This window comes from Arthrobacter sp. FW306-05-C, assembly GCF_021801725.1.
In the GTDB taxonomy this organism is placed as follows: domain Bacteria; phylum Actinomycetota; class Actinomycetes; order Actinomycetales; family Micrococcaceae; genus Arthrobacter.
In genome coordinates, this window is record NZ_CP084556.1 from 2,419,722 (window position 1) to 2,441,607 (window position 21,886).

Annotated in this window: 20 protein-coding genes; 13 read left to right on the top strand and 7 right to left on the bottom strand. The window is 65.9% G+C overall.

Features of this window, described 5'->3' with window-relative positions; genetic code table 11:
• Position 1: 1 nt before the first annotated feature.
• A complete protein-coding gene (locus LFT44_RS11170) occupies positions 2-1,732 on the bottom strand; it encodes a GAF domain-containing sensor histidine kinase (RefSeq protein ID WP_236802870.1) in 1,731 nt (576 codons plus the stop codon).
• Between the two features lie 273 nt (positions 1,733-2,005).
• On the opposite strand from LFT44_RS11170, the gene LFT44_RS11175 reads away from it, so the two are divergent.
• The 4 genes from LFT44_RS11175 (at position 2,006) to LFT44_RS11190 (ending at position 6,382) form a co-directional block, all read left to right on the top strand.
• Positions 2,006-2,464 (top strand): pyridoxamine 5'-phosphate oxidase family protein, encoded by a 459-nt coding sequence (locus tag LFT44_RS11175; RefSeq protein ID WP_236798522.1) that lies wholly within the window; start codon positions 2,006-2,008, stop codon positions 2,462-2,464.
• Positions 2,465-2,535: 71 nt separating this feature from the next.
• On the top strand, positions 2,536-3,402 hold the full coding sequence (locus LFT44_RS11180) for a universal stress protein (protein ID WP_236798523.1): 867 nt from the start codon (positions 2,536-2,538) through the stop codon (positions 3,400-3,402).
• Positions 3,403-3,426: 24 nt separating this feature from the next.
• On the top strand, positions 3,427-5,946 hold the full coding sequence (locus LFT44_RS11185) for an HAD-IC family P-type ATPase (protein ID WP_236798524.1): 2,520 nt from the start codon (positions 3,427-3,429) through the stop codon (positions 5,944-5,946).
• 13 nt (positions 5,947-5,959) lie between these two features.
• Entirely contained in the window at positions 5,960-6,382 is a 423-nt protein-coding gene (locus LFT44_RS11190) for an Hsp20/alpha crystallin family protein (protein WP_272910793.1), read from the top strand.
• Between the two features lie 41 nt (positions 6,383-6,423).
• Here LFT44_RS11190 and ppsA read toward each other — a convergent pair whose 3' ends face one another.
• The 4 genes from ppsA to LFT44_RS11210 are packed head-to-tail and all read right to left on the bottom strand — an operon-like array spanning position 6,424 to position 13,918.
• Positions 6,424-8,856, bottom strand: coding sequence for a phosphoenolpyruvate synthase (gene ppsA / locus LFT44_RS11195; protein ID WP_236798525.1), 2,433 nt, complete (start codon positions 8,854-8,856; stop codon positions 6,424-6,426).
• Between the two features lie 40 nt (positions 8,857-8,896).
• Positions 8,897-11,458, bottom strand: a complete 2,562-nt coding sequence (locus LFT44_RS11200; RefSeq protein WP_236798526.1) for a cation-translocating P-type ATPase — start codon at positions 11,456-11,458, stop codon at positions 8,897-8,899.
• Positions 11,455-11,916, bottom strand: a complete 462-nt coding sequence (locus LFT44_RS11205; protein WP_236798527.1) for a universal stress protein — start codon at positions 11,914-11,916, stop codon at positions 11,455-11,457. Before LFT44_RS11205 ends, LFT44_RS11200 begins: the two co-directional genes overlap by 4 nt.
• Positions 11,917-11,962: 46 nt before the next feature.
• Complete coding sequence (locus LFT44_RS11210) at positions 11,963-13,918, bottom strand: heavy metal translocating P-type ATPase (RefSeq protein WP_236798528.1); 1,956 nt, start codon at positions 13,916-13,918, stop codon at positions 11,963-11,965.
• A 240-nt stretch (positions 13,919-14,158) separates the two neighbouring features.
• On the opposite strand from LFT44_RS11210, the gene LFT44_RS11215 reads away from it, so the two are divergent.
• The 6 genes from LFT44_RS11215 to LFT44_RS11240 all read left to right on the top strand — a co-directional run bounded on the left by LFT44_RS11215 (position 14,159) and on the right by LFT44_RS11240 (position 17,529).
• The gene (locus tag LFT44_RS11215) at positions 14,159-14,527 is read left to right on the top strand and encodes a DUF5655 domain-containing protein (RefSeq protein ID WP_236798529.1); all 369 of its coding nucleotides are present in this window, start codon (positions 14,159-14,161) and stop codon (positions 14,525-14,527) included.
• Between the two features lie 55 nt (positions 14,528-14,582).
• Positions 14,583-15,053: a GyrI-like domain-containing protein gene (locus LFT44_RS11220; RefSeq protein WP_236798530.1), complete on the top strand. Its 471-nt coding sequence runs from the start codon at positions 14,583-14,585 to the stop codon at positions 15,051-15,053.
• A 91-nt stretch (positions 15,054-15,144) separates the two neighbouring features.
• Positions 15,145-15,816, top strand: coding sequence for a hypothetical protein (locus tag LFT44_RS11225; RefSeq protein WP_236798531.1), 672 nt, complete (start codon positions 15,145-15,147; stop codon positions 15,814-15,816).
• A gap of 22 nt (positions 15,817-15,838) precedes the next feature.
• Positions 15,839-16,153 (top strand): hypothetical protein, encoded by a 315-nt coding sequence (locus LFT44_RS11230; protein ID WP_236798532.1) that lies wholly within the window; start codon positions 15,839-15,841, stop codon positions 16,151-16,153.
• A gap of 127 nt (positions 16,154-16,280) precedes the next feature.
• The gene (locus LFT44_RS11235; RefSeq protein WP_236798533.1) at positions 16,281-16,985 is read left to right on the top strand and encodes a DUF998 domain-containing protein; all 705 of its coding nucleotides are present in this window, start codon (positions 16,281-16,283) and stop codon (positions 16,983-16,985) included.
• Between the two features lie 154 nt (positions 16,986-17,139).
• Positions 17,140-17,529 carry a DUF7793 family protein gene (locus LFT44_RS11240; protein WP_236798534.1) on the top strand — a complete coding sequence of 130 codons (390 nt, stop codon included), beginning with the start codon at positions 17,140-17,142 and terminating at the stop codon, positions 17,527-17,529.
• A 100-nt stretch (positions 17,530-17,629) separates the two neighbouring features.
• Here the strand turns inward: LFT44_RS11240 and LFT44_RS11245 are convergent, their stop codons facing one another.
• Positions 17,630-17,989, bottom strand: coding sequence for a hypothetical protein (locus tag LFT44_RS11245; RefSeq protein ID WP_236798535.1), 360 nt, complete (start codon positions 17,987-17,989; stop codon positions 17,630-17,632).
• A gap of 159 nt (positions 17,990-18,148) precedes the next feature.
• On the opposite strand from LFT44_RS11245, the gene LFT44_RS11250 reads away from it, so the two are divergent.
• Both LFT44_RS11250 and LFT44_RS11255 read left to right on the top strand, forming a co-directional pair.
• Positions 18,149-18,856: a DUF4386 family protein gene (locus tag LFT44_RS11250; RefSeq protein WP_236798536.1), complete on the top strand. Its 708-nt coding sequence runs from the start codon at positions 18,149-18,151 to the stop codon at positions 18,854-18,856.
• 182 nt (positions 18,857-19,038) lie between these two features.
• Positions 19,039-19,311: a YegP family protein gene (locus LFT44_RS11255; RefSeq protein ID WP_236798537.1), complete on the top strand. Its 273-nt coding sequence runs from the start codon at positions 19,039-19,041 to the stop codon at positions 19,309-19,311.
• A gap of 150 nt (positions 19,312-19,461) precedes the next feature.
• On the opposite strand, the gene LFT44_RS11260 is transcribed toward LFT44_RS11255, so the two are convergent.
• Positions 19,462-20,919, bottom strand: a complete 1,458-nt coding sequence (locus LFT44_RS11260) for a DUF5129 domain-containing protein (RefSeq protein WP_236798538.1) — start codon at positions 20,917-20,919, stop codon at positions 19,462-19,464.
• A 101-nt stretch (positions 20,920-21,020) separates the two neighbouring features.
• Here LFT44_RS11260 and LFT44_RS11265 point away from each other — a divergent pair, with 101 nt between their 5' ends.
• Positions 21,021-21,872 (top strand): universal stress protein, encoded by an 852-nt coding sequence (locus LFT44_RS11265; protein ID WP_236798539.1) that lies wholly within the window; start codon positions 21,021-21,023, stop codon positions 21,870-21,872.
• The last annotated feature ends 14 nt before the right edge of the window (positions 21,873-21,886 follow it).

Genomic DNA, 21,886 nt, shown 5'->3' on the forward strand with positions numbered 1-21,886 from the left:
GTCAGGCCAGTGGCACCGACCACCGCACGGACGTACCCTGCCCCGGGACGCTTTCGATGACGCAGCTGCCCTTCAGCAGTTCAGCGCGGTGGCGCATGTTCGCCAGTCCGCTTACCTGGCCGTGCTCGGCGAACCCCCGGCCATTGTCATGGATGAGGAGCTGGACTTCATTCCTGGCATTGGCGCTCCCGGCACTGGCATTCCTGCCATCAAAGTTCCCGCGGTGAACGTCCCTGCCCGAAGCGTCGCCGCTCCCCACGGCAACGGTCACCTGGATATCGTCCGCGCCGGAATGCCGCAGCGCATTGCTGAGCCCTTCCGACAGCACTGACAACAAGTGCACTGCCACATCCTCACGAACCGAGTCCACCGGTCCGTCCAGGGATACCTTTGGCGTCAGGGCGTAGCTGCGCGAATTCTCCCGGACCACCCGCAGGATACGGCCCGTCAGCGGTTCACGTTCCTCATCCGCCGTGCGGAGCGAGTAGATGGTGTCCCGCAGTTTCCGGATGGTGTCATCGAGCTCCGTGGTCACGGCGGCGATACGCTCATGCGCCACCGGATCCAGGGTGTACCGCCGCAGGCTCTGGATGCTCAGCCCGGCAGCAAACAAGCGCTGGATGACCAGGTCATGCAGGTCCCTGGCAATCCGTTCCCGGTCCGTGAAAAGAAGGTTTTGTTCGCGAAGTGCATTCACGCGGGCCAGGTCGAGCGCCAGTCCGATCCGGCTTCCGAAGATGGCACTGGATTCGGCCTCAGCCTGGTTGAACACGGCAGTTCCTTGTCCGCGCGCCAGCAGCAGGACCCTGTTGTCACTGGAGCTGTGCCCGAGCGAGCACACGAGGACGGAACCAAGCTTCTCCGCTACCCCGTCCTCGAACACCTGCCGCGGATCCTTCACCACCAACGACCCGCCGCCCTCAAGGACGCCCGATACCGCCCGTGAAACCATCAACTCCTGGCCTGCCTGGATTCCCTGCACCCCCAGGCATGACCGGCAGCGAAGCGAGCCGTCACCGGCCGGCACGGCCACGACCGCAAGCACCGAGTCCGACACCTTGAGGGCGGTATCGGCAACAACATCCAGGTTGTCCCCACCTCCCGGGTGGGACGTCATGATCAATCTGCTGCTCAGCTCCATCCCTGCTTCCAGCCACTTCTGCCGCCGGCTGCTGTCTTCGAAAAGGCGGGCATTCTGGATTGCCACTCCGGCCGCAGCCGCGAGGGCCACGGCAAGGTCCTCATCTTCAGCTGTGAAGTCCTCCCCGCCCTGTTTCTCCGTCAGGTAGAGGTTGCCGAAGACTTCGTCCCGGAGGCGGACCGGTACGCCCAGGAAGGTCCGCATGGGCGGGTGATTTGCAGGGAAACCCGCAGCGATGGGGTGCTGGCCAAGGTCATGCAGGCGCAGGGGCCGCGGCTCGCGGATCAAAAGGCCCAGCACTCCATGGCCGGTAGGAAGGTAACCGATGGAACGGATGCCCTCTTCATCAATTCCCACCGTGATGAAGTGGCTGAGCCTGCGGTCCTCGCCGATGACCCCCAAAGCACCGTACCTCGCGCCCACCAAGGCACACGCAGACCGCACGAGCCGGTCAAGCACGGCCTCGAGGCTCAGGTCCTCGGCCAGGGCCACCACCGCAGCCAACAGGCCGTTGATCCGTTCCTGCGTATCCAGCAATTCGTCCCCGCGGGCTGTAAAGTCCCGTACCAGGTCTTCAACTCTGTCCCTCATCGGCGAGCGCCAGGGCTGGTCAGTGCTCACGTGCCACCTCCTGCGGCAGGAACCTGCGGCGCTGCGGGTCCCTGGCGCGGTCCAAGTGTTCGAAACGGAAGTGCCGGCCTCCGCCCCCCCCAATTCCACCTTCACCTGAGCATGAAGGCGCTTCCCGATTAATTCTAGGAGCACAGGGGAAAAAATACCCCCAATGGTCCCCGAATAGGGGCGCTAGGGGGCGCGGGACCTTCTTCCCTAGCCGGGGGCCATACCCGGCTTTAGGCTACGGCCATGAACACCGCAGCGACTGAACCGGAAATCAAGGAACTGGGCGTCCACGATTGCTGGCGATACCTTCGTTCAACGTCCCTTTGCAGGATCGCCTTCACGGACGGGGACATTGTTGAAAACTATCCCGTGAACTTTGTCCCCACCAACGGCACCCTGCTCATCCGGACGGGGGAAGGAACCAAGCTTGCCTCCCTCGCCGAACATAAGGCAGTGGCCGTCGAGGCGGACGGGATGAAACAGTACGGCACCATCGCCTGGAGCGTCATCCTCAAGGGGCACGCGCTGATCGTTACCGATGCCGAGGAAACGCAGGACGCCATGGATGCAGGGCTTTCCCCATGGCAACCCGGCCAAAAGAACGTCCTGATCCGGATCACGCCGCACGAAATCAGTGGGCGCAGGTTCGTCATCGCCGCGCCAACCCACTGGTGGCCGCCGCGCGAACCAAGCGCGGATTAGGCCTGCACACGAACACTCCCCCGGCTCCTGCACCACACCCCGCCACAAGAACCCGCAAAGGATGGTCCCCCATGGCACCTGCCAAGCCAATCGCCGTCGGCATCACTGATTCCTCGGCGTCCAATGCCGCCCTGTTGTGGGCAGCAGCCCGGGCCAACAGGCTCAAGCTTCCCCTCGCCGTCGTGAATGTGGTGGACGACCGGTGGATGGCCGCCGAAGTCCTGCCCTATCTTGAAGTCCTGCGCGAATCGGGGCTGGGCCTGCTGAAGGAAGCCGGTGAGAAGGCCACCGCTGCCGAGCCCGGCCTGCAGGTGACCCTCCAGCTCCTGGAGGGCGGCGTAGGGGCCGCCCTGGGCGATTACTCGAAAAATGCCAGCATGCTGGTGCTTGGGACCAGCGGCCACACACGCGGTGCCCTCACGGACCGGGCCCTGCAGGCGGCTGCCACAGCCGAATGCCCCGTGGCCGTCATCGGCGACGCCCAGGAACCGGGCCGCGGCATCGTGGTGGGTGTTGATGGATCACGGGAATCAACGCAGGCTGTTGCCTTTGCGGCGGCCGAAGCTGACGCCCTCGGGGAGGACCTGACCGTCCTCTACGCGTTCACCGGCCCCAACCGCTGGATCTCCGCCGGACTGCCGCAAAGCAGTTTCGCCACCCATGTGGTGGAGGAGGAGCAGATCGTATTGTCCGAAACGGAGGCAGGCCTCCGGCAGGACTACCCGGACCTCAGGGTGCAAACCGTGATGGAGACCGTCCTGGAACCTGCAGACGCTTTGCTCCGCGCAGCTGCCGGTGCCCGTCTGCTGGTGCTGGGCAGCCGTGGCAGGGGTGGCTTCGAAAGGCTCCTCCTGGGGTCCACGGCACACGCGGTGCTTACCCAGCCGCCCTGCCCTACGGTCATCACCCGCGTGCACAGGCAGCAGCACCACGACTGACCGGGTCAGCAGCCTGGCCACGTCATGACGGTAGCCGGGGACAACGGGGCCGCGGTCCCGGGCCTGGACATCGGCCATGCCCGGGACGGGCTCTCCACTGCCGAAGTTCGGGAGCGCACTGCCGCCGGCCGCATCAACAGCGTGCCGACGGCTACCAGCAGGAGCGTCGGAGAGATTGTCCAGGCCAACGTCTTCACGCTTTTCAACGGCGTTGTCGGAGGGTGCTTCATCCTGCTGCTGGTCCTTGGCCAGTGGCGAGACGCGCTGTTCGGGTTGTCCGCCATCAGCAATTCCCTGATTGGCATCATCCAGGAATACCGGGCCAAGCGCTCGCTGGACCAGCTTGCGATATTGCATGCCGCCAGGAGCACGGTGGTCAGGAACGGGGCCCGGGAAACCATCTCCTCCGAGGAGTTGGTGCCTGACGACCTGGTGGTACTCAACGCCGGAGACCAGGTCACGGCGGACCTGATGCTGCTGGACGGGAACCCGCTTGAGGTGGATGAGTCGTTGCTGACCGGCGAATCCGAACCCGTGCCCAAGCAGGGCGGCGCCGTGCTGCTCTCCGGGTCCCTGATCCTTGCCGGTAGCGGGCGTGCCAAGGTGCTCCGGGTGGGACCCGACACGTTCGCCTACGGGCTGGCGGCTGAGGCGCGCCGGTTTTCCCTGGTGACGTCAGAGATCCGGCGGGGCCTGGAAAAAGTCTTTGCCGTCATCACGTGGCTGCTTCTTCCCACCGCCCTGCTGCTCACGAATGCCCAAATGCAGGAGCAGGGCGGGTGGGCCGGAGCCATGGGATCAGGGCGTTGGGTGCCGGCGGCCGTGGGTTCGGTTGCGGGCATCATGGCCATGATTCCGTTGGGCCTGCTCCTGATGAGCAGCGTGGCTTTCGCCGTGGGAGGGCTCCGGCTGGCCCGCCAAAAGGTGCTGATCCAGGAACTTGCCGCCGTGGAGGTGCTGGCACGGGTGGACGTCCTCTGCCTGGATAAGACCGGCACGTTGTCCTCAGGCTCATTGGTGTTCGACGCCGTCCATCACGCCGGGACTGTTCCTGCCCCCGGGTGGCAGCAGGCGCTGGAGTGGTTCGGTTCCAACGCAGACAGCAGCAGCACCGCCGCAGCCATCGGGAAGGCCTTCCCTGCGCCGGTCCCTCCGCAGGAGCAGGACTCGGTCCCCTTCTCCTCTGCCCGCAAGTGGAGCTCGGTGACGTTTGCGCCGGGCTCCGCCGCTGCCGGCACATGGATCCTCGGAGCCCCCGACGCAGTACTCAGTGGGCGCGGCTGCGAGGCGGCGCACGGCAGCGCCGCAACCCTCGCCGCAACGGGCCTCCGGACCCTGGCCCTGGTGTACCTGGACGGGCCGCTGCCCCGGGATGCCGCAGGCGCGGGAATCCCGCCGGACCTGGTTCCGGTCATGCTGCTGACGTTCCGCGAAAGCATCCGCCGGGACGCAGCCTCGACCCTGGACTATTTCCGGCGGCAGGGGGTAACCGTCAAGATCATCTCCGGAGACGACCCCCGCACGGTGGGGGCGCTGGCCCGCCGCGTGGGGTTTGGGACCGGTGCTGCCTGTGACGCACGCCGGCTTCCTGACGATCGCGTCGAACTGGAGGAAACGGTGGAGGCCAACAGCCTGTTCGGGAGCGTGACACCTTCCCAGAAGCGGGACCTGATCGAGGCACTGAGACGGCGGGGGCACACCGTGGCAATGACCGGTGACGGGGTGAATGATGTCCTGGCGCTCAAAGAGGCCGACCTGGGGATCGCCATGGACTCGGCCTCCCCCGCAACCAAGGCAGTGGCCCGCCTGGTCCTGCTGGACGGTCGCTTCGAACGGCTGCCGGCCGTAGTGGACGAGGGACGTCGGGCCATCAGCAACATCGAGCGCGTTTCCCTGGTGTTCCTGAGCAAGACCGTCTACGCCACCATCATTTCCGTGGTGTCCGGCATCCTGTTGCTGGCCTTTCCGTTCCTGCCCCGGCAGCTGTCGGCCCTGGATGGTTTGACCATCGGCCTGCCGTCGTTCTTCCTGGCCCTGCAGCCCGGTGGGCAGCGCTACGCTCCGGGGTTCCTCCGGCGTTCCCTCGCCTTCGCTGTTCCGGCCGGCATCTGCGCCGCCCTGTGCGTCCTTGCCGTCAGCGGCTATGCCCAGACATGGGGCGGATACAGCGAAGAGTCTGCGCAGTCTGCGGCCACCCTGACCCTGGGCCTGGTGGCCGCGTGGATCCTGGTGATGGCATCGCGCCCCCTCAGCCCAACCAAGGTCCTGATCCTTGCCGGAATGTACGCAGGGCTGGTCCTGTTGTTCACCGTCCCGGTGGCGCAGGACTTCTTCCGCGTGGACTGGCCGCCTCCCGCCCTGCTGAGCCTTTCCACCGCGGTTGCCGCAGCAGGTTGCGTGGCTATTGAGCTGGTGGGGCGTTTTACCCGGCGGCCATCCTTGCACGGCCACCAAGGCGGGCTGGGACCTTTGACTCTGGAAGCGGCCACCCGGGAAGGGGAAGGTGGAACTGCCGGGCAACGCGATGGTCCGGCTTCCACATGAGCAGGAGGCAAGAATGACTGACCTGATGAGATGGTTCGACACCCGGCGCTCCCCGATGGATGTTATCGAGAGGCTGTTCGACGGCGACATGGGTTCCTCGGCCATTCGGGTTGAGGAGATGATGGACGGCAACACGCTCGTGGTGCGGGCCGAGCTGCCCGGCATAGATCCGGAAAAGGACGTTGACGTCACGATTGCCGACGGCGTGCTGTCGATCAAGGCGGAGCGGCAGGAAAAGAAAGAGCACAAGGACAAGGACAGCTACCGGTCCGAATTCCGCTACGGCTCCTTCATGCGCCGGATTCCCCTCCCCAGCGGCGTCCAGCAAGGCGACATCACTGCCTCGTACAAGGACGGCCTCCTCGAAGTCCGGGCTCCGATGCCGGACCAGGGGCAGGAAGCTGCGGCGTCAAAGATCCCCATCAGCAGGGGTTAAGGACAGTTTAAGTACGACGCCGGTGCCTGGCTTCCCGGGGATCACCCCTCGGGCTGCCAGGCACTTTCGTACGCCCGTGCCTCCGCCGCGGCAATGACAGGGAGCGTCCGCACGTAGGTGTCAGGGTTCAGGGACACGGAATCGATGCCCAGGCCGACCAGGAACTCTGCGAAGTCCGGATGGTTGCTGGGCCCCTGCCCGCAGATCCCGATCTTGATGCCGGCCGCGTGGGCCTTGCTGATCGCCTCGGCAATCATGGCCATCACTGCCGGGTCCCGCTCGTCGAACAGCCCCGCAAGTTCCTCCGAGTCGCGGTCCACGCCCAGCACCAGCTGCGTGAGGTCGTTGGACCCGATGGAGAAGCCGTCAAAGCGCTTGGCAAATTCCGCTGCCATGACCACGTTCGACGGAATCTCGCACATCATGTAGAGCTGGAGCCCTTCCCTGCCGCGGACCAATCCCTGTTCCTCCATGGCCGCGATCACCTGGTCTGCTTCCCGCACGGTACGGCAGAAGGGAACCATGACGATGACGTTGCCGAACCCCGCCTGCTCGCGCACGCGTTTCAGGGCTTTGCACTCCAGGGCGAATCCTTCGCGGTAGTGGCTGCTGTAGTAGCGGGAGGCCCCGCGGAACCCGAGCATGGGGTTTTCCTCCGGGCGTTCGAAGGCGCTGCCGCCGATCAGGTGGCCGTACTCGTTGGTCTTGAAATCGCTCAACCTGACGATGACGGGCTTGGGATGGAAGGGAGCGGCAATCTTGGCGATCCCGGTTGCCAGCACGTCGACGAAATACTCCTGCGGGTCCTCATAGCCGCGGGTCAGCTGCCGGATGAGCGCAGCCTCCTCCGGGTCAGTCACCTTCTCCGGGTGGACCAGGGCCATGGGATGGATGCGGATCAGGTTGTTGATGATGAACTCCATCCGGGCCAGGCCCACGCCGGCGGCGGGCAGCCGCCACCATTTGAAGGCGGCAGCCGGGCTGGCGATGTTGATCATCACGGCCGTGCGGGTGGCCGGAAGTGTCTGCATGTCCACTTCTTCCACTGAGAACTCCAGCAGTCCTTCGTAGACGCGGCCCTCCTCGCCTTCGGCGCAGGACAAGGTGACCGGGACGCCGTCGGACAATGCTTCGGTGGCGTTGCGCGTGCCCACGACGGCGGGCACGCCCAGTTCGCGGCTGACGATGGCCGCGTGGCTGGTCGGGCCGCCGTGGTCCGTGATGATGCCAGCGGCACGCTTCATCACGGGCACCCAGTCCGGGTCCGTCATCCGGGTGACCAGCACGGACCCGTCCACGAAGGATTCAATGTCCTTCGCATCCCGCACCACGCAGGCCTGGCCCCGGGCAATGGCGTCGCCAATCGCGGCGCCGGAGACCAGGACCTTGCCGGGCTGTGCAAGGTGGTAGGTCCGGAACGTGCTTGTGCTCCTGCGGGCCTGCACGGTTTCCGGCCTTGCCTGCACCATGAAGAGTTCTCCGGTGATCCCGTCCTTGGCCCACTCCATATCCATCGGGCGCCCATAGTGCTCCTCCACGGCAACGGCCCAGCGGGCCAGGAGGACAACCTCCCGGTCATCCAGCACCAGCGAGCGCTGCTCCCGCTCGGAGGTCTCGACCATCCTGGTCCGCGCGTCCCCGCCCTGGCTGTACACCATTTTGCGTTCCTTAGCACCGAGCTCGCGCTCGATCACGGGGCTGAAGCGTTCCTCTGCCAGGAGCGGCTTGAACACCTGGTACTTGTCCGGGTTGCTGGTCCCCTGGACCACCGTCTCTCCCAGTCCCCAGGCTGCGCTGATCACCACCACGCCTGGAAAACCGGACTCGGTGTCGATCGAGAACATCACCCCGGACGCGCCCAGGTCTGAGCGGACCATCCGCTGCACGCCCACGGACAGGGCGACGTCCAGGTGGTCATATCCCTTCATTTCGCGGTAGCTGATGGCGCGGTCCGTGAACAGGGAGGCATAGCAGCGCCGGCAAGCGTCCAACACCGCGCGTCCGCCTGCCACATTCAGGAAGGTTTCCTGCTGGCCGGCGAAGCTGGCGTCCGGGAGGTCCTCCGCAGTGGCGCTGCTGCGGACCGCAACGGCAACCTGGGTCTGCCCGGCCCGCTGGCACAGGGCCCGGTAGTGTTCCTGGATGTCCGCGGCGATGTCTGCAGGGAAGGTGGCCTGCAGGAACAGCTCACGGATCGCGGCCCCGGCCTGGCGGAGCGTGGACGTTCCGGAGCGCTGGTCCTCCATGTGCTTCCTGATCAGCGGCTCCAGGCCGTTCGCAGCAAGGAACGCCCGGTAGGCGGCAGCTGTGGTGGCGAACCCCTCGGGTACCCTGACCCCCGCGGACTGCAGTGCACGGCTCAATTCGCCCAGCGAGGCGTTCTTCCCTCCCACGGATGGGATGTCCGCGATCCCGGTGTCCTCGATCCATTTGACGTTGGCGTTGGCCAGGGACGTGTCTGCGGCGGCACTCATGGCTTGATTCTGGACTCCACCAACCGGGGCATGCAGAGTCTTAGGTCCTGCTCCGCCGCAGCCGCCCGCGCGCCGTTTTGTGGATCCAGTCCGCCAGGAGGACAGCAGGTGCCGCAAGGAGCGCCAGCAGGAAGCCCGCCGGTGTTGGCGGTGCCTGGCCCAGCAGCGTGGCGAGGTAGGGCACGTACAGGCAGACGGCAAGGATGGCCAGTTCAGCCAGGACGGCCCATACCAGAAGCCTGTTGGTCGCCCAGCCCAGCTTCCAGGGCGGCAACGTGGCGCTCCTGCAGGCGAAAGCGTTAGCTACCTGTCCCAGGACCACGGTGGTGAAAGCGGCACCGGAGGCCGCCATCAACAGCCCTGCCCCGGGAACCTGGCCCCGGCTCCATCCGCCGCCGGCCAGGACAGCGGAGAACACTGCCATTTCCATTGCAGCCTCCACGGGACCCAGGATGCAGAAGACCCGAATGATCAACTGCCGGTCCATCAGGTGCCGTCGTTCGGGCGGCCGGGCCAGAATGCGCCTGCCGGGCGGTTCTGCGCCAAGGGCCAGGGCCGGCAGCAAATCGGTGCCGATGTCCAGGGCGAGGATTTGCAGGACCCCCAGGGCCAGCGGGAACTGCCCGCCGGACAGTGCCCAGATGACAAAGGGGGTCAGTTCCGCCACGTTGTCTGTGAGGTGGTAGGTGAGGAACCGGTGGACGTTGGCGTAGGTGGCCCTGCCCTGTTCGATGGCGGCCACGATGGTGCCGAAATGGTCGTCAAGGAGGACCAGGTCCGAGGCCTCACGTGCCACGTCTGTTCCACTGAGGCCCATAGCCACACCGATGTCCGCTTCACGGAGGGCAGGACCGTCGTTGACGCCGTCGCCGGTCATCGCCACCACATGCCCGCGGGCCTGCAGCGCCTTGGCCACGCGGAGCTTTTGCTCCGGTGAGACCCTGCTGACCACCACTCCGTCGCGGTCCAGGAGTGCGCCCAGTATCTGGTCGTCCTCCGGCAGGTCCGCGCCTTCCAGCACAAGTTCGGGGCTCCCGGTCAGGCCGATCTGGCGGGCAATCGCCGCGGCCGTGGCCGGGTGGTCGCCGGTGATCATGGCAATCCTCAACCCTGCCTGCCGGGCCGCGCGGATCACGTCCCCCACATCCTGCCGGGGCGGGTCCTGCAGTCCGATCAGGCCCAGGAGTTCCATGCCCGTTTCGAGTTCCAAGGCTGGAGTGGACTGCCACGCAGCAGGCGCTCCGCCGAGCCGGCGCCTCGCAACCGCGATGACGCGCAGCCCGCGTGCGGCCATCACCTCCACCTGTTCCTTGACTGGGCCGGGCACGGCTTCACAGACCGGCAGCACGGTTTCGGGGGCACCTTTGCAGAACAGATCGGTTCCCAGGAGGGCGGATTCGCGCCGCCGCACGGGATCAAACGGCAACCGGCGCCAGGGGGCAGCGCCGGCCTCTGTGCCTGTGAGCCTGCGGGCCAGGACGTCCATGGCCGCTTCCATGGGGTCGCCCTGCGCCCGCCACTGCCCGTCGTGGAACTCGGCGCGGCCCTGGGAAGCGGTACGCGCTGCCAGCGCCGCCGCGGCTGCCTCTTCCACCCCGCTTCCCTGCACGTCGCCGTCGGGAGCGTATCCCTGGCCCGTCACGTGGACGGGACCAGCCGCTGTGAAGACTTCGACGGCGTTCATCCGGTTCTGCGTCAGGGTCCCGGTTTTGTCGGTGCAGATAAAAGTGGTGGAACCCAGGGTTTCCACTGCCTCAAGGTTCCGGACCAGCCCGCTGCGCGATGCCATCCGCTGGGCCCCCATGGCCAGCGACAGCGTGACCGTGGGGAGGAGGCCTTCCGGGACCAGCGCCACGGCAACGCCGATGGAAAACAGGAACGAGTCCCGCCATTGGAAGCCCACCAGCAGCGATGCCAGGAAGAAGACCGCCGCGATCCCCAGCGCCATACCGGCGGTAACGCGGACGATCCGGCGCAGTTCCTGGGAGAGCGGCGTAGGCGGAGAAACCGCCCCGCTGGTCAGGGCAGCGATGCCGGCCAGCCTGGTTCCAGCACCTGTCGCGGAAACCGCTGCTTCCGCGTAGCCGTTGACCAGGAATGTGCCGCCCCAAGCCGGGTCATCCGCGATTTTGGGCACAGGGGCGCTTTCGCCCGTCAACATGGATTCATCCACCGCGCAGGCAGACGCCGACAGCAGCACCAAGTCCGCGGGGACGCGGTCGCCGGCAGCGAGCAGCACCACGTCGCCGACCACCAGCTCGCTGGCGTGGACCTTGCGCACCTTCCCGTCCCGCCGGACCACCACGTCGGCGGGCAGCAGGCCACGCAGCCGGGCGGCGGCGTGCTGGGCACGTTCCTGCTGGATGTGCGCGAAGACTCCGTTGACAATGACGACGACGATGATCGCCACGGCGAGCTGCGGCATGTCCGCGATGAAGGCCAGCCCGGCGGCGCACCACAGCATGAGGGCGAAAAAGTGAGTCATTTCGCCCCAGAGCTTCCGCCACTGCGGAACGGGTTTCTCCGCGGGAAGCTGGTTGGGGCCCGCCTGTTTCAGGAGCTGCGCGGCCTGTTCAGAGGTCAGGCCCTCCGCGGTCCTCACACAGCGTCCGCCTCCTGCCCAACCAGGAGCACGGGACAGTTGGAGTGGGCAGCGCAGGCCTTGCTGACGGAGCCCATGGACGACTTGAGCAGGCCGCCTTCGCCGTGCCGTCCAACCACCAGCATTTGTGCCCGCCGGCTCTCGTCCACCAGCACCTTCGCCGGTGACCCGAACTTGATGGTCACGTCGATGTTTTCCGGCCGTTCAGCGGAAAACGCCCGGCCAAGGGCATCCTCCACCAGGCGCCCGGCAGCGTCCTCCAACCTGGCGGTGAACTGCCGGTCGGCCCCCTCGAGGCGTGACATCACCAGGTAGTCCGGCATCCCGATGCATGAGATGACTTCGAGCCGGGTGCCCAGGCGGGCTGCCAGCGTGCCCGCGTAGCGGAGGGCTGCGGAGGAGTATTCGGACCCGTCCACACCCACGATGACCGGCTTGGCTCCTGTTTCTGCGTTCATGGTCACCACGATCCCGGCTGGGGGTTGAGCTGGGAAGGGCCAAAAGTCATGCCGCCGGCGGCCTCCGTGGACCGGATTTCCTATCGGCACCGTGCAGTGCCCTAAGGCCGTTCAGGATGGTGGCCAGGTCAACCAGTTCCTGGAGGAGTGCGCCGGCGACGGCGGGAATGTATCCGGTCATGGCAATGGCCATCAGGACGATGCTGAGTCCTATGCCCGTCCAGATGCTCACCAGGGCAACACCCACCGTGCGCTTTCCGATGGCTACGGCCTGGGCCACTTTGGACAGGTCATCGAGCATGATCACCACGTCCGCGGATTCGCTCGCCGCCGTGGCGCCCTTGGCCCCCATCGCGATGCCAACATCCGCAGCGGCCAGGACGGGAGCGTCATTCACGCCGTCGCCCACCATCAGGACCGGCCGTTCCGCCAACGCGGCAACAGTATTGACCTTGTCCTCGGGCAGGCATTCCGCCTGGACGCGGTCAATCCCGGCTTCCTCGGCGATGTGCGCGGCCGTGGCCTTGGCGTCACCGGTCAGGAGCATCGTGTTCTGCACGCCGAGGCTGCGCAGGCGCGCCAGGGTATCCACGGCGTTGCCGCGCAATGGATCTTTCATGATCAAGGCACCGGCGTACCCGCCGTTGACGGCCACATGGACGGCAAGCTGACCGCTGTGCACTGCAGCCTCCCGGAACCCGGTGGATGAACTGCGGACCAGGCCCGCTTTTCCCACCACCACCTGCTGATCGTCACAGATGGCCTCCACACCGTGCGTGGCGTTTTCGGTCGCCTGCGTCACGGGCAGGAGTCCAATGCCGGCCGCCTTGGCGGCTTCGATCACCGAAGCTGCCAGCACATGCGAGGAGTACTGTTCCGCGGAGGCTGCAAGCTGCAGGAGCTTCCTGCTGCCCAGTGTTTCCCCGTGACCGGGCGACACCCTGATCTCATCGAGGACGGGACGTCCCGACGTGAGGGTTCCGGTTTTGTCGAAGACCGCTGATTGCGCCTTCGCCAGCTGTTCAAGGGTCCTGGTGTTCTTGATGATGATTCCCTTGTGGGCGGCCTGGCTGGTGCCGGCCAGGAACGCCACCGGCGCCGCGATCAGCAGCGGGCACGGCGTGGCCACCACCAGGACCTGGGCAAAGCGCAGCGGCTCACCGGACAACAGCCATGCCGTACCTGCCATGGCCAGGGCGAGGAGGGTGAAGGGCACTGCGTAGCGGTCGGCCAGCCGGACCACGGGAGCGCGGCTGTTGGAAGCCTCCTCCACCAGGGCGATGATGCGGCTGTACTGTGAGTCTGCCGCGGTGGCCGCTGCCCGCAGCCGGATGGCCGCCACGCCGTTGACGGCGCCGCTGAGCAGTTGTTGCCCCCGGGTGCGTTCCACCGGCAGGCTTTCGCCCGTCAGCGACGACTCATCCAGGCTGGCTGAATCGGACAGGAGTTCACCGTCAACGGGTACCAGTTCGGACGGACGGACCACCAGGATGTCCCCCGGCGCAACCTCGCCGATCGGGGTGTCCACCAGGGCTCCACCGGATTCCTCACGGTGGGCAAAGCGGGGCGCCCGGTCCAGCAGGGACCGCAGTTCCCGCGCTGCGCGGCCCTGGGCAAAATTCTCCAGCGCCTCCCCGCCGGTGAGCATCAGGATCACCACCAGGGCCGCGAGGTATTCGCCCACCGCCACGGTGCTGGCAATGGCCATCAGCGCCAAAAGGTCGATGCCCCAGCGGCCTTCACGCAGCGACCGGACCATGCCGGCCGCGCGCGCCACCACGATAACGGCCGCGTAAGCCGACGCCAGGATGCGGACCTGCAGTTCCAGGCCGAACTGAACCAGCACCAGCGTGGCCAGGAGCACCAGCAAAGTCAGTGCGACGACGGGATACCGCCTGAGAAAGACCCGGGCCTTTTCCATGGGCGAGCCGGCAGGTTCACCGGCATCAACGCTGCCCGGACCAGGGCCGGTTGCCATGGTTGGGGACGCCTGCTTCCTCATCCAGGACCCTTCGGCACGAGGCGGTGAAGGTCATCGCACATGGAACTGAACCTACCCTGCTGCCGTCAGGCGGGCTAGGGCATTTGGCCCCAGCCCGCCTTCTGTTACCGCCGATGTGACCTTCGGCCCTGTCCACGGCTCCGGGCGTCTCGGCAACGTTGGGGGAAGACCTGCCGCCGACGCAGACCGGAGCCCACATGCAAGCCGTAACGATCAGCACCAGTGAGCCATAGGGCGGCAATGTCGGTGCAGTTACGGACGGTGGAACAGTTCTTCGACGGGGCGCCCACCGCGCTTGGCCTCTACGAAGCGGTGGAGCGAATGGCGGCGGGCCTGGGACCCTTTGGGATAAGGGTGGGCAAGAGCCAGATTTCCTTTCGCCGGCGCCGCGGGTTCGCGTACCTCTGGCGGCCCGGTCTTTATGTGAAATCCGCGGTTCCGCTTGTCCTGTCTTTGGCCCTGCCGCGGGACCTGGGTTCACCGCGCTTCAAGCAGATCGTGCATCCTTCGGCCCAAACCTGGATGCACCACCTGGAGCTCACTGACAGCACCCAACTCGATGCCGAGGTCCGGACGTGGATGCAGGAAGCGTACGGCGCTGCGGGCTGACAGTTAGAGTCCTCTGGCCCTGTCGCGCTGTTGCCGGCAGGTCAAAGCTGATGCCATGACTGAAGATGGCCAGCAGCCCCGAAAGATCCATGTTCCCGAACAACCCGTTGCCGTGGTGCGCGAAAGGGTCCCCATGGACGCGCTGACAGGCTTCTTCGGCCGCGCTTTCGGCGCCGTGATGGCGGCAGTCCAGATGCAGGGAGCCAGGCCGGCGGGGCCGCCGTTCGCGCTGTACCACGGGATGCCGGGCGAAACTGTGGATGTTGAAGCGGGGTTCCCTATCGCCGGGAACTTCCGGGGGACAGGCGAAGTGGCCAGCGGGACACTGCCCGATACGGACGCGTTCGAAGCTGTCCATACGGGCCCTTATGACACCTTGGGTACCACCTACGATGCCATCCGGCAACGGATGGAGGCCGATGGCGCCGCCCCCTCGGACACGATGTGGGAGTACTACCTGACCGATCCGGAACAGCAACCGGATCCTGCAACGTGGCAGACCAGGGTGGTGTGGCCGGTCGCCTGAGGCTGTGGGCTGAGAACCCGGGAACGCGGAGCTGAGGTCCCGCTTCGCCACTCCTGACCCCGCCAGCACGCAAACCCACTTGGAGCCTTCGATGGCAATTCCGATCCAATCGACAATTCCCCACCGGGCCGCTCTGCCGGTGATCTGGCTTTCGCGAACGGCCGTTGTGCTTTTCATCGTGGCCCTGACCGTGGCGTCGATACCCTTTGGGGAGCCCCCAACGGGACAGGTTGTCTGGGCAAGCGTCGTCGTCGGCGGTTTCTTCCTCAGCGCTGTTGCAGGGATCGCACGGCAGGTGCGGAAACACGGCGTGGTCCGCACGCGGCTGGGCTACTGGGCCCTGGCTTTTCTCATCCTCTCGGGCGGGATCATGGCTGCTGCCTCGATAGTTTTCACGCCCGGAACGCAGTTGCCCGTGACCCCGGACGTGTTGATCTCCGGCGCGTCCTATGCCCTCACTGTGGCGGCCGTGCTGTTCATCCTCGCGGCGTTCCGGGCTGACCGAGATAGCATCCGATTCCTGCCGACGACACCGGCAGGGTGGTGGGCCGCGGCCTTCCTGGTGGTCGGTCTGGTTCTCTCATATAGCCCGTGGGCCATCCTGACACCGGTGGCAGGGGCTGGTCCGGCCCTCGCGCTGGCCGGAATCATCAGTTACCGGGACCGCTCGGTGCTGGCAGCTACCGCACTGGTCGCCGGCCCGGCGCAGCTGGCCGTCTTTGACCTCGCCTTCTTCATCAGCATGTTCACACCGCACCCGTAAACCGCACCCGTAAGCAGAAGACATGTCACCCGCAATCACACCAAAGTCGGCAGCCGGGCGCTGGAGCCTGCTCTTCGCTGCCATCACCGTGCTGGCGACCCTCCTTGCATGGATCGTTCTGCTGCCCATGATGGGCTTCCCGTCTGCCACTTGGGTGTGGCACGCCCTTGGGCAGGCCTTCGCGGGACCCGCAGCCGCAGCAGCGGCACTCGGGCTCGTCAGCATCATTCACTACAAGGAACGCTCGGTCCTGATTTGGCTCACCACCTCGGCCGCCCTTGCCGCGGCGGTGGCGGCGGGCGTGATCATGTATTCCGCTGTCGCTGGGTACCAGTAGCAGGACACATGGCAGGGCCTCCACCAATGAGATCAAACGCACCGAAAAAGAGGCGTGCCGGCGGCAGTGGCTCAGGTAGGAAATTCACAAGGTTCATTAACACCGAGGCCGAGGCCCGGAGGTAGGCATGTCCAGTTCAGTCCAGCACTCCCTGCTCGCGACCGCTACCCGGCGGAGGTCGTTGCTGTTGTGCGGACCTGCTGCCTCTGCGCTCTACGGAGTCATGATCTGGCTGATCCGGTATCCCGGGTACGACCCCATCTCACAGACGGTCAGCGAGCTCTCGGCATGGGATGTCCCCACCAGGACCCTGTGGGTATGGCTGGGGTTGCTGTGGAGCGCCCTGATGGCTGCGTTCGCAGCCGGCGTCTGGCAGTCCGGAAGCCGACGCCAGTCGCTTCGCGTGTCCGCCATCCTCCTGGCCGCCTACGTGCTGGCCGGACTGGCCTACCCGTTCGCCTCGATGCACACCCGCGAAGTACTGGCCGCCGGCGGCGCCACTGCGGCCGACACAGCGCATTTGATCATCGTGTCGGTGACCAGTGCGCTGATGATGGCGGCAATGATCTCCGCAGCCGTTGCATTGAACCTGTGGTTCCGTCTGTACACCACAGCCACAATCCTGCTTCTCATCGGTTTCGGCGTACTCACCGCCGGGGATGCCCCGGCTCTCCAAGCCAACCTGCCGACGCCGTGGGCGGGGCTCTGGGAGCGCGTCAACATCATGACGACCCTTGCGTGGGTCGTGGTGCTCGCGCTGCTGCTCATCCGCCCTGCGACACAGCGTAAAACAGGGTTGGGCGACAGTCGCGCTCGACGCGGGAAGCACTGATTCCTGTTACCCCCATGAGCGCTGCACCTAGGCTATATGAGCAGATGAAAGGTCTCCGGCCCGACGACGTTCGGGAGTGTCCTGGTGCAGATGCCGTTCGGTTCGGCTACCGTCAAGGCTGGATTCGGGTCAGGACAAGGGAGGGAGGAGCGCGGTGGACATCAAAGGCAAGGGCACGGTGGAGCTGTCCGATGGGGTCCTGCACTTGCGCTGGAATCCGGGAGTCTACATCGGCATCGACGTCGCCAAGGCCGCCCTGGAAGCCATCTCCACCCTGACGCGGGGCGCCAGGCTGCCAATGCTGGTCGAAATTCAGGGCGTCACCCACTCCGCGGCCGCCCGGAAACTCTTCCCCGATGCATCCAGCATCTCGCGCATGGCACTTCTGGGAACCTCACCCGTTGACCGCGTCATCGCCATGTTCCGCCTGTCCCTGATCTCTGCCGGGTTCCCGATACGGTACTTCACGTCCGCTGACAAGGCGCGGGACTGGCTGCTGAAACCCTCGGACGAGGCTGGAACGTTGCTCGGCGGCACCCGGTAACCCCCAACTTATCCATGCCGGGATCTGGTCTTCGCGCCTTGGACGCCTGGTCCGGCGCACCTGCGCCGCCGGGACACACAATTCCTCCATGGGAGAAGAGTCAAGATAACAAGCCCTTGCGGCGGACATAGGTTAACTCCCACGGCTGCGCCCCCTGGCTGGTCTCCGACCAACCGTCGCGGGCAATTTCCCCGCGCAACTGGCTGAGGCTCGCCTCCAGGCCTGGAGCCCAGGCTTCTGCGGGAGGGGTGGCGTTCAGGGGCGGCCCGGGGAACGTGTCACTGACATAAAGCCTGCGGCCGTCCTCCGTCCTGCCAACGAACCGAAGCTGGGTGCGTCCGTACTGCGAGCCAAGGGTGGAGAGGATTCGTACCCACCATTTCACCGATGCGGCGTCCTCCAGTTCTATCCGCAGATGCTCCTCCATGCCGTTGCCTGTGTGCGGCTCATTTACGGACATGTCTCACTCCCGGCGAACGTAATCGGTATTCAAAAAGGCAGTTTGCCAAGGACTGGCATGGCGGAACAGGGCCGTTGGTCACCGGTGGCAGCAATGGTGCCCCGTCTACCGGGCCCATCGGCACTACCGGACGCGCCCTACGGATGGCAGGCTCCAGGGATGAAACGGCACGGCGCTCCCCGGGCCCAGCGGGAATGGGGGCTCCTCTATCTCACGGCGGGGGCATCATCGATCCTGTTCGTCCTGTTGTTGGTAGCCGCGCTGGTGCTTGACTTCCTGGCGCCTCCGCCGGTGCACGGCGGAGCCGCCACCCTGGAGTTCATTGCGGCGAATAAGGCGAACTACGTGGCCGAGCAGGTCCTGTGGATCCTGCCGAACATCCTCCCGGTGCTTGTTTTCACAGGACTCTTCGTGGCGCTTATGCCCTTCCGGAAGAGTTTGCCCTTGATCGCGCTGATCTTTGGCGCCCTGCCCTGGGCGCTCCTGCTTGCCGTCCCGGTCACCAGCAGGGGCTCCCTCAACCTCGTCTACCTCAGCGACCGCTACATGGCCACCGGGAGGGACGAGGAACGCCGCGCTTACGCTACCGCTGCTGAAGCAATCATCGCCGAGAACAACACACCTGCCATCGTGGGCGTCCTCTCCGCCTTCGGGATCCTCCTGATGGGACTGGCGATGGTGACGGCGAGGGCGCCCTTCCCGCAGTTCCTGGCGTGGTTCGGCATCGGCACCGGTGCTTTGGGAGTGGTCAGTGAGGTCCTTCGGCAGGCTGTCCCGGACTTCTACTGGGGCTACGGCATCCTGCTCTGGGTGTGGTTCATTGCCACAGGGATTGTGTTGATCCGCCTTTCGCGCCTGGCTGCCTAGCATCCCCCACCTTTGCAATCCGGGACCTTGGTCCCTAAAAGCCGGACCGGGCTTCTGGGATGGTTGTTCAGGTCGAACGGTGCACAACGCCGTGGTTGTGCACCAGCATTTCGCTGCGCCGGATACCGGCGCAGGACGTAGCCTCACCAACGGAGGCAGGACGATGGAGGAGAACCAGGCTTATGGCAGGTACGTTCGAACTGTTTGTCGATGATGATTCGCAGATTCGGTTCCGGCTAGTGATGCCCGATGGACATGTATTGGCGGTTTCCGGACAGTTCACCGACAAGCAGGCGGCGGCCGCCCCCATCGAAGAGGTACGTGAATGCGCAGGCACCGGCCTGATCCGGGATGTGGCGCCGCCTCCGCCGGGCGTTCTCCATGCTTCGGTACCGCATCCGCGATATGCGGTACGCCGCGGGACCCGCCTGCTCAACTCTGTCGGGGCAGCATAAGATAAGCGCCGTCCAAGGCCTCAGGGCGGACGGCCCTTTGACCAGGAAGACCGGTGGGGCCCATCGCTGACGATGGGCCCCACTCCTGTGCGTCTGCTGCCGGCCACGCGGCGCCAAAGCCGAGCGGGCGTCCACTACCCCCAGGGGAATCTAGAAGCCGGACGAACTACCGGAGCCGGAAAAGCTTCCGCCGCTGCTGCCGTAACCGGTGGTGCTGCCGCCGCCCCTGGCCGAATTGACGCTGCTGACCCCTGTGTTGAATCCGGAGTTGAAGGTGGCGACGGAGAAAAACTGGTACGACGGGTAGACCGTCCCCAGGATGCTTGGTTCATAAGTCCGCTGTTTATGGTGGTCCCGGCCTTCGTGGGCGGTTTCCATTTGCTCCCGCATCAGGCGTGCCTCCCGCTCATTCCTGGCAAAGCCCTCGATCACCGTTTCCGCGTGGTTCTCCAGCAACTCGGAGAGCCGGGTACGTGCTTTGTACAGCCGGTCCAGGGCCTCCTCCGGCGAGATCCGTCCGTCTGCCAGTTCTGCGGTCCACCGCTCGATCTCCCGCAGGCTTTCGTCGCGGAAGGACCGCAACGCGGCGGCCGTTGCGGAGTCCCCCTGTCCGTGCCGCTTGGCCAGGAGCTGCTCGAGTCCGGCCAAGTCCCTGCGGAACGGGGCAAGCTGCCGGTCCCGCGCGGTGGGCCACGTGTCGGCGCGGTTCAGCAGGGCGTTGCTGTCCGCGATGACGTCATCCAGCGCATCCAGTTCGGCGGCGCTGTCCGCGAACTGGCGGGCAAGCTTGAGGTTCTTCCGGCTACTCAAGGATCGCCTGCCCATTGCGTGCACCTGGTTGGACAGCTCTGTGACGGCGGCGTACCGGCTCAGGAAGGTGCGGTGTTTCTCCAGGACCTGGCTCCCATAGCGGGACGATTCCGGGATGGTCCCGGCATTCAGTTCCGTCACGTCCAGGTCCATACTGACGTTGGAGTAGCTGCGGTCCCCGCGTTCGATGTGTTTCCGGCAGGTGCTTCTGGTCACGGCCCGGACGATCAGCCATGCGGCGGCACCGAGCACCGCAATGCCGCCGGTGACCCACGCCGTGATCGTGAACGCGGCGGACCTGTACCACGGCTGGTTGATCAGCTCGGCGCCACGTCGAATGCCTGCCACCGTTCCTTCGGTCCATTGGGCGTCCCGGAACAGTTCCTTCGACGCGTCCTGGATGTCGCTGCGCTGTTCCAGCGACACCTTCCGGTCCTCGCCCATGTAGGTCCCCACGTGGCGGCCCACAGGGTCCAGCGCGAAAATGAACAGCCCGTCGGCCCATTTTTGGCCGTCGGCACTGATCCATTCGGGATGCCTGGACCGGGCAAACTTCAGCACTTCTTCGTTGAGGTTGTCCTCCGCTTTTCCGTTGTAGGTGAAGACGGCAACGCGGGTGGGCTCGTAGAACTGGATGCGTTCGACGGCGGGCAGCAGCGTGTTCTGGTCAAGCACCCCTGCGGTGTCCTCCACAATGACAGCCACGGGTGCCACTGCGCTGCCTGGGACAGCGAACCCCAGGAGCAGGGCAGCCAGGGCAAGCATCATCGCGGCAATCCGGCTGACCACGCTGCCCATATCCCTCCCCAATATTTAGAATCAGGATGGGCCAACGTGCAGGGCCGCCAAAGGGCCGAAGGTCCCGCTGGTGAGGCTCGGTCTGATGGGAGCGGAGTCACATGACGCAGGAACCCGGAGCCGTGGTGGTCGGCTATGACGGATCGGATGAGGCCGCGGCCGCTGTCCGTTGGGCAGCCAGGCACGCCCGGGCGGTGAACCGCCGGCTCCACGTGGTGCATTGTTCACTATGGCCGCTGCTCACCAGGCACCTGGGTCCGGTTCCGGGCGTGTCAGGCAGTGGCCTGGAACAGTCAGCCCAGGCCGTCCTGGAAGAGGGCGTGGCACAGGCGGCAGCAGAGGTTCCAGGCCTTCAGGTCAGGAGCACGTTGCTTCACGGAGTGCCTGCACAGCTTCTGGCCCGTGTTTCCAGGGGAGAAGAACTTCTGGTTGTCGGCAGCCGCGGCCTGGGCGGTTTCCTGGGCCTGCTCGTGGGTTCCGTGAGCCTGGAGTTGGCAGCCACCGCTGCCTGCCCCGTCGCCGTGATCCGGCAGGACCTCCACCCGGACGGGCCGGTCGTCGCCGCCGTCGACGCTTCAGGTTCCCCCACAGCGCTGGAGGATGCCTGTGCCCTGGCGACGGCATGGCGGGCCCCACTCGAGGTAGTCCATGTCCAGCACCAGCCCCCGGGCCGCCGGCGATCGGACACTCAGGACTCCGACAGTGACGCCCGGACAATCCTGTCGTCCGCGTTGGCCCATGCACGTGCCGCGGCACCCGCTATCCGCATTGACGGAAAGATCCTTACGGACAGCTCGGTCCCGCATGCCATCCTCCAGGCCTCCGCAGAAGCCCGGATAGTGGTGGTGGGCTCCCAGGGCCAAGGCATCCTCAGGGAAACCATGGGCTCCACCGCCCATGCAGTCCTGCACCACGCCCAGGACCCGGTCCTCATCTCCCGTCGGGGCAGTTGAAACAGCGGCAGTTG